This is a genomic window from Halohasta sp. A2 (assembly GCF_056175805.1).
Window position 1 is genome coordinate 1 of the sequence record NZ_JAQFWV010000359.1, and the last position, 244, is coordinate 244.

At 54.1% G+C, this 244-nt stretch carries 1 protein-coding gene; it reads left to right on the forward strand.

Annotated elements, in window-relative coordinates; all coding sequences use genetic code 11:
• Positions 1-53: 53 nt before the first annotated feature.
• Positions 54-244 (forward strand): IS4/Tn5 family transposase DNA-binding protein (locus O2S87_RS19425; protein ID WP_475410271.1); only part of this gene is annotated, 191 nt, incomplete at its 3' end.

Consider the following 244-nt stretch of genomic DNA (forward strand, 5'->3'; position numbering starts at 1 on the left):
CTGTCTCTTACCCACAAGTTCTAACGCCGTAGCTGACCAATCAACTCCAGTAAATGGGACGCTGTTCGCGGAGCTGGCGATCAAAAGCTGATGAAGATGGACAGCTGTGTGACATGAATGTCTCTGGATGGATTCGAAAGGAGTTTCGAGCAGCTGAGTTCGGCGACAAACGACTGACTGATCGGTTGGTGAAGCTCGGAGATGAACTCGGCAGCTCGCCTGCCGAGTCCATCCCGGCAGCCTG